This window comes from Frateuria sp., from assembly GCF_013362045.1.
Taxonomy (GTDB): domain Bacteria; phylum Pseudomonadota; class Gammaproteobacteria; order Xanthomonadales; family Rhodanobacteraceae; genus Frateuria_A.
The window spans coordinates 1-6,541 of sequence record NZ_JABFWW010000122.1 but is presented as its reverse complement, the minus strand read 5'-3'; the positions used below and the strand labels follow the sequence as shown (position 1 = coordinate 6,541).

7 protein-coding genes are annotated in these 6,541 nt (G+C 68.5%); 4 read left to right on the top strand and 3 right to left on the bottom strand.

Annotation, left to right across the window (positions count from 1 at the left end):
* A partial coding sequence (locus HOQ08_RS05600; RefSeq protein WP_291192392.1) for an MASE1 domain-containing protein occupies positions 1-1,125 on the bottom strand: 1,125 nt, incomplete at its 3' end.
* A 331-nt stretch (positions 1,126-1,456) separates the two neighbouring features.
* On the opposite strand from HOQ08_RS05600, the gene HOQ08_RS05595 reads away from it, so the two are divergent.
* Together HOQ08_RS05595 and HOQ08_RS05590 are read left to right on the top strand one after the other, a co-directional pair.
* On the top strand, positions 1,457-1,936 hold the full coding sequence (locus tag HOQ08_RS05595) for a DUF456 domain-containing protein (RefSeq protein WP_291192391.1): 480 nt from the start codon (positions 1,457-1,459) through the stop codon (positions 1,934-1,936).
* A gap of 93 nt (positions 1,937-2,029) precedes the next feature.
* Positions 2,030-3,799 (top strand): DUF885 domain-containing protein, encoded by a 1,770-nt coding sequence (locus tag HOQ08_RS05590; protein WP_291192390.1) that lies wholly within the window; start codon positions 2,030-2,032, stop codon positions 3,797-3,799.
* A 12-nt stretch (positions 3,800-3,811) separates the two neighbouring features.
* Here HOQ08_RS05590 and HOQ08_RS05585 read toward each other — a convergent pair whose 3' ends face one another.
* Both HOQ08_RS05585 and HOQ08_RS05580 read right to left on the bottom strand, forming a co-directional pair.
* The gene (locus HOQ08_RS05585) at positions 3,812-4,183 is read right to left on the bottom strand and encodes a TfoX/Sxy family protein (RefSeq protein ID WP_291192389.1); all 372 of its coding nucleotides are present in this window, start codon (positions 4,181-4,183) and stop codon (positions 3,812-3,814) included.
* Positions 4,184-4,187: 4 nt separating this feature from the next.
* A complete protein-coding gene (locus HOQ08_RS05580) occupies positions 4,188-4,853 on the bottom strand; it encodes a hemolysin III family protein (RefSeq protein WP_291192388.1) in 666 nt (221 codons plus the stop codon).
* Positions 4,854-5,211: 358 nt separating this feature from the next.
* On the opposite strand from HOQ08_RS05580, the gene HOQ08_RS05575 reads away from it, so the two are divergent.
* Complete coding sequence (locus HOQ08_RS05575) at positions 5,212-5,877, top strand: energy transducer TonB (protein ID WP_291192387.1); 666 nt, start codon at positions 5,212-5,214, stop codon at positions 5,875-5,877.
* An 87-nt stretch (positions 5,878-5,964) separates the two neighbouring features.
* Positions 5,965-6,516: a cysteine dioxygenase gene (locus tag HOQ08_RS05570; protein ID WP_291192386.1), complete on the top strand. Its 552-nt coding sequence runs from the start codon at positions 5,965-5,967 to the stop codon at positions 6,514-6,516.
* Positions 6,517-6,541 lie beyond the last annotated feature (25 nt).

The following is a 6,541-nucleotide window of genomic DNA, read 5'->3' as shown; positions in this document are numbered from 1 at the left end:
ATCGGCCAGGCGATACATCTGGTGCTGCGTCACTGCCGCCTGGCGGCAATAGCTGCGCTCGTCGGTCGCGGGCAGCAGGCAACGCAGGCGACCGAGCAGTTGCGTGTAGGAAGCCTGGATCGCGCCGCTCATCTGCTCCAGCACGTAGGAGGTCTGCCGCAACTGCATCTCGCCCAGGTAGACGTTCCGCTGCGCCACTGCGAAAGCCAGCCGTGCATCGGCCCGCTCACGTTCCTCCCGTTCGTGGAGCACCGCGATCTGCCCGCCCAGCATCAACATGGTGGTGATCGCGAACGCTACGAAGACCTGCGCCTGCAGGGTGTTGTTGTCCAGGTGATAAGGCATCGCCAACACGACCGCGAAGCTGGCCGCGGTACCGCCGACCGCCGCTCCGCGCCAGCCGTGCCGCAGCGCCAGCCACGCCACGGGCAGGAACATCGCGATGTGGGCCGTCTGGCTGGCCGGACTTGCAGGATCTGAAGCCAGCCAGACCAGCAAAGCCAGCGACGGCAACAGCAAGCACACCGCCTCCATTGCAAGGCGACTCTCGGAGAATCTGGTCCAAAGACGGCGCGTACCGCCGGCCAACAGTTCCTCGCGCAGCAAAATGAACAGCGGAACCAACGCCAGCATACCGATGTAAAAGCCAAGGAAATACAGACCCGCGATTTCCTGAAGAGGCGGCAATGTAGAGGCATCCGGCCCGCGCGCCGCCAACACCGTTGCCAGGCTCATCGCCATCCAGATCACCGAAGTCGCCAGGACGGAAAGCAGGAGCACGTTGATATTGGGCGCGCCCTGTGCCGGAAAGAGCCGACGCCGCTCGCGACACCAGCGGGCGATAGGCATCGCAAACGGCATTGAAGGAACCATCAGGAACGACGCCCACAGCCAGCCGTACTCGCCCGCACAGGTGATGCCTGTGTACGCCAGGGGGATAGCTTCCCCGACCACGAGCGCCGCCCAATACCGGTAAGGCACAAACAGCAGCGCGCCGAAGCGCAGGCCGGCAAACGGAAACCAGTGAGAGAACGACACCTGGCGCAGCAACGCGTATGCGAGCGCGTAGGCCAGGGCAACAGCAACCTGCCGCAGCCACGGATTTGCCCCGATCCTTTTTAGCATCTCCCTCCCCCTTGGCCGGATACCGAATGCGCCGATTCAGGATGCCGCACCCCCGCACGGCATTCCGACAACCAGACTACGCAGCGGGTGAAATCGGAGTGAATCCAGTACCCGCAATGCTTCCCGCGGGCATGATCCTAACCCAGCTTGGGCGCACGGCGCCGCAGGGAAAGGCCCGGCATGTGCGGTGGATCGCAGGATCGCCGCCACCCGCAACCAAACGGCCTGACGCCTGCAGGTTGGCATCCGTGACAGGCTTCTCCCTTTGCGGCTCCTTGCCCGTGCGCCGAGGTGCCCGCACAGTGGGAGCGGTTCCCGCGAAGGCCGCTCCATGGACATAGCATTCTACCTGCTTGCCGCAATACTCGTCCTTGGCGGCCTTGCCGGCACGGTACTGCCGATGTTGCCCGGCATACCGATGATCTTCGGCGGCATCTGGCTCGCCGCCGCGGTCGACGGCTACCGGCACCTGGGCACCGGCTGGCTGCTGGCGATCGGTGCGCTGGGCGCGCTCGGCGTGGCGGTCGACTTCTTCGCCGGCACGCTGGGTGCCAAGCGCGTCGGCGCAAGTCCACGTGCATTGTGGGGCGCGACGGTCGGCGCCGTGGTGGGCATGTTTCTGGGCATCCCGGGATTGGTCTTTGGGCCTTTCGTGGGCGCGCTGCTGGGCGAGCTGTCGGCCGGAAACAGCGTGTTGCGATCGGCCCACGTGGGCGCTGGAACCTGGATCGGCCTGCTCGCCGGCACACTGGTCAAGCTGGCCATCTCGTTCATGATGGTGGGTTTGTTTGCCCTCGCGATGCTCATCTAGAAACGCCCCGGACAGATGATGCCCCAGACCTCCGGCACAGGCCCGGCAGACCACCCACCCTTACGCTGGCCCGATCGCCCAAGGAGTTCCGCCATGTCCAAGCCCCTCGCCTTCGCCCTGGCCGCTGCGTTGACCGCCGGTTCGCTGCATGCGCAGACCACGCCCGCGACCTGGGTGGAGCGCAGCAATGCCGATGCGAAGGTGTTGCTCGACACCATCGCCCGCTTCAGCCCGGAGTTCGCCACCCGGGTCGGCCTGTCCGGCTACGACACCCGGGTGGCCGACCTCAAGCCCGGCGTGGACCAGCGTTCGCGTGCCGCACTGACGGAGGCGAAGGCGAAGCTGCAGCAACTGCTCGCCGCGGAGCAGGACCCGAACGTCCGCGAAGACCTGCAGATCATGATCCAGGCCGCCGACGAGCAGATCGAGGGCATCGACCTGGACGACAAGTACCTGCTGCCCTACGACGACATCGGTTCGCTGGTCTTCAGCGGCGAATTCGCATTGCTCAAGGACGACGTCGATGCCGCCCGCCGCCCTGCCGCACTCAAGCGCCTGCAGTGCTACATCGGCAAGGCGCCCGGCTGCACGCCGATCGCCGAGGAGGCCAAGGCGCAGACCGTGGCCAAGCTGGGCGACAAAGCGTTGCTCGGTCCCTACCGGGGCGAGGTCGAGCAGAAGCTCGCCAACACGCCGCGCTACGTCGAAGGCATCCGCAAGCTGTTTGCCAAGTACAAGCTGGACACGCCTGAAGGCAAGGCCGCGCTCGATACGCTGGACGCACAGCTGAAGGACTACGACGCCTGGGTACGCAGCACCGTGCTGCCGCGCGCGCGCACCGACTTCCGCCTGCCCGAACCGCTGTACGCCTACAACCTCAAGCGGGTCGGCATCGACATTCCGCCCGAGCAGCTGATGAAGCAGGCGGAACTGGAGTTCATGGAGCTGCGCGGCGTGATGCAGGCGCTGGCGCCGGTGGTGGCCAAGGCCGAGGGCATCGACGCGACCGACTACCGCGACGTGTGGCAGGCGCTGAAGAAGCAGCAGCTTTCGCGCGACCAGGTCGAACCCTGGTACCACCAGGTGCTGGGCCACATCGAGGACACCATCCGCCGCCAGAACATCGTCACGCTGCCCAGGCGCCAGATGCAGATGCGCCTGGCCTCCGAGGCCGAGGCCGCGCAGGTGCCGGCGCCGCACATGGACCCGCCGCCCTTCCTCAACAACCACGGCGAGCGCGGCACCTTCGTGCTGACCATGGGCAACCCGGGCAACGGCAAGGACGGCAGCCAGGCCTACGACGACTTCACCTTCAAGGCCGCCGCCTGGTCGCTGACCGCGCACGAGGGCCGCCCCGGGCACGAGCTGCAGTTCGCGGCGATGGTCGAGCGCGGCGTGTCGCTCGCGCGCAGCCTGTTCGCCTTCAACAGCGTCAACGTGGAGGGTTGGGCGCTATACGCCGAGTCGGAGATGCTTCCGTACGAGCCGCCGGCCGGCCAGTTCGCCGCCTACCAGATGCGCCTGATGCGTGCGGCGCGCGCGTGGCTCGACCCCATGCTCAACCTGGGACTGATCACCCGTGAGCGCGCCCACGATGTGCTGACGCACGAAGTCGGCCTGTCCGAGCCAATGGCGCGCCAGGAGCTGGACCGCTACACCTTCGACAGTCCCGGCCAGGCCACGGCCTACTTCTACGGCTACCTGCGCCTGCAGCAGCTGCGCCTGCAGACCGAGCTGGCGCTGGGCAAGCAGTTCGACCGCAAGGCCTTCAACGATTTCGTGATCGGCCAGGGCCTGCTGCCGCCGGCGCAACTGGCGGAAGCGGTGAAGACGCAGTTCGTTCCGCAGCAGCGCAAGCGCTGAGGCTTTGCACGGTCAGCGGCGCGGCGCGGCGCCGCGTCGCCGCCGGTCCTTCGCCGCGGCGATGCTGCGTGCCAGCCAAGGAGCGAAGCGCTCCGCATCGCGATGGATCGAGGCTGGCACCAGCACGTAGCTTCGACTCGGCGCGGCGCCCGGTTTGGCAACCAGGCGGGCGGCACCCGGCTGCGCCAGCAGGCCGGGTTGATCGTCCGGCGCCAGCTTCAGCGCCAGCCCGCCGGCCGACAGCCACGCGCAGGGCCGCTCGCCGATGTACGCCATCAGCCCGCCGAACATCGGCTGGAAGCGCAGATCCTGCGGCTGGCCGAGCAGGCAGGCGGCGTCCTCCAGGTCACGGCGCAGCGCCACCAGTGCGTCGGCGTGGCCCACCCGCCTAGCCCGGAATCACGTACAACAGCACCGCCAGGTAATGCAGCACGCTGCCGGCCAGCACGAAGCCGTGCCAGACCGCGTGATGGAACGGCAGCCGGCGACACAGGTAGAACGGCACGCCCAGCGTATAGGTAGCGCCGCCGGCGATCAGCAGCGCCAGGCCACCGGGCGCCAGGTGCGTGCGCAGCGGCTCGAACGCCACCAGCGCGACCCAACCCATCGCCACGTAGATCGACACCGCCAGCCAGCGCGAGCGTACCCGCCGCAGCACGCCCAGCTCCAGTGCACTGCCGGCCAGCGCCAGCACCCAGATCGTGCCGAACAATCCCCAGCCCCATGCACCGGGCAGCGCGATCAGGGTAAAGGGCGTGTAGGTGCCGGCGATCAGCAGGAAGATCGCGATGTGGTCCAGTGTGCGCAGCACCCGCCGCGGCAGCTCGCCGGGAATGGCGTGGTATAGGGTCGAGGCGGTGTAGAGCAGGATCAGCGTGGTGCCGAACACCGCACAGGCCACCACCGCTCGCGCGTCGCCGCGCAGCGCGGCGAACGCCACCAGCGTCGCCAGCCCGGCGATGCTGAGCACGATGCCGATGGCGTGGATCAGCGTGCTCGCCAGCTCGTCGCCGAAGCGATAGCGCGGCGAGTGGACGGCGGACGGCGCGGGCATGGCAGTGCTCCAGGGCGAAAGCCGGGCAGGCACCTTACCATGCCCGGACGTACGGGCCTTTATGATGGACGTCTGGACGTCCCTTTGACATCGAAGCCGCCTACTTCTCGATGCTGAACGCACCGAAGGCCACGCCCGGCACCGGCGTGCTCCACTTTCCCACTCCACGACCGCCTTCCCGGCGGCCCCATGGCCGCACCGGCGAATTGTGCGGCAGGAGCGCGGTGGCGAGACCTTCCGGGCGGTCCCTTGCGCGAATGGGAACGACAGGCCTAGGCTGGAGCCGCGCCGGCACGATTCCCTCTGCCCTTGCAGCGTGCCCGCGCCACATCGCAAAGCACCGTCAGGAGGATCGCTCATGTCGTCCGCTTACCTGGCTTCATCCCGTGCACATGCCCACCAGCCCGACCTCGTCCGCATCGCCGCGCTGAGCGTGGCGATGGCCATCGACCTCACCGTATTCGTGGCCGCCACCCGGCCACTGCCGCCCATGGCCATGCCGCGCCCGGCAAGCGCGCCGATGGGCATACGTGTCGTCGACCCGCCCAAGGCGGCGCCGGCGCCGCCGCCGCTGCGCGTCGCGCCGCTGACGCACCACGTCAGGGCGCCCGTCGCCGTTGCGCCGCCGGTCGCTGTCGTGCCGCGCGCCAGCGATGAGGGCAACACCACCGCCCCACCCGTGCAGGCTCCAACCCTCCTGCCGCCATCCGCCAACATCGTGCCGGACAGCGTATCCACCGAGCCGGTCGAGGCCAGCCTGGCCTACCGCAGCGCGCCGTTGTCCTTTCCCGCGCAGGCGATCCGCCAGCACATGCACGGCACCGTGCTGCTGCGCGTGCTGGTCGACGAAACGGGCAAACCGACCGAGGTCGTGGTCGAACAGAGCAGTGGCTACAAGCTGCTCGACAACAGCGCCCGCGAGCAGGTGCTCGCTTCCTGGCGTTTCGAGCCGGCCAGCGTCGGCGGCCACGCCATACGTGCGTGGGCCCGCGTGCCGGTGAGCTTCGAGCTGCGCCAGCTATAGCTCGGGTTACGGCTGTTTAACGGCGCCCATGCTCCACTGGGCGCCGTTCTTCGTACGGTCCCACGCATGGCCAACCACAGGCAAAGCATGAAGGCGCTGCGCCGTATCGCGCTGTCGCACTGCCGGGGAAACCATCCCGACCTGGCCACCCTCGCCCGCGAACTGGGCAGTGCGGTGCGCTGCCACGCGGCCGGGCTCGACCTGCTGTCCGGCAAGCTGCGTGCCGCCACGGCTCCGCTGATCCGGCCTCTGCGCACCGGTGCGCAGGATGTGCAGTTGCTGCTGATCGCCTGGCCTGCGAACCACGTCTCGGTGCTGCACGACCACGGCGTGCGCTGGGGGCTGGAGATTCCCTTGCACGGCGCGCTCGAGGTCGAGGCCTGGCGCCGCCGCGGCGACAGCGGCGAACCGCTGGCGCATGGCCGCCACTGGCTCGGCCCGGGCGATGCCTTGTGGTTCGACGCCGGCCAGTCGCGGCTGCATCGCTGCCGCAATCTTTCCGGGCGCGAGGCGGCACTGAGCCTGCACCTGTTCGGCGGTGCCCGCGGCGCAGGCCTTGCCTATGCGCAGGACACGCCCTCCAACCAGCAACGGATGCATCCGCCACGGCCGGCCATCGCCGGTCCGCTGCCGGGCTGAACCCACTCGGAGACCGGCAGGTTTC

What these genes read in the sequence shown, in the direction of transcription:
- HOQ08_RS05590 (WP_291192390.1), top strand. Translation starts at nt 2,030, where the DNA reads ATGTCCAAGCCCCTCGCCTTCGCCCTGGCCGCTGCGTTGACCGCCGGT.
- HOQ08_RS05595 (WP_291192391.1), top strand. Translation starts at nt 1,457, where the DNA reads ATGGACATAGCATTCTACCTGCTTGCCGCAATACTCGTCCTTGGCGGC.
- HOQ08_RS05580 (WP_291192388.1), bottom strand. Translation starts at nt 4,853, where the DNA reads ATGCCCGCGCCGTCCGCCGTCCACTCGCCGCGCTATCGCTTCGGCGAC.
- HOQ08_RS05570 (WP_291192386.1), top strand. Translation starts at nt 5,965, where the DNA reads ATGAAGGCGCTGCGCCGTATCGCGCTGTCGCACTGCCGGGGAAACCAT.
- HOQ08_RS05575 (WP_291192387.1), top strand. Translation starts at nt 5,212, where the DNA reads ATGTCGTCCGCTTACCTGGCTTCATCCCGTGCACATGCCCACCAGCCC.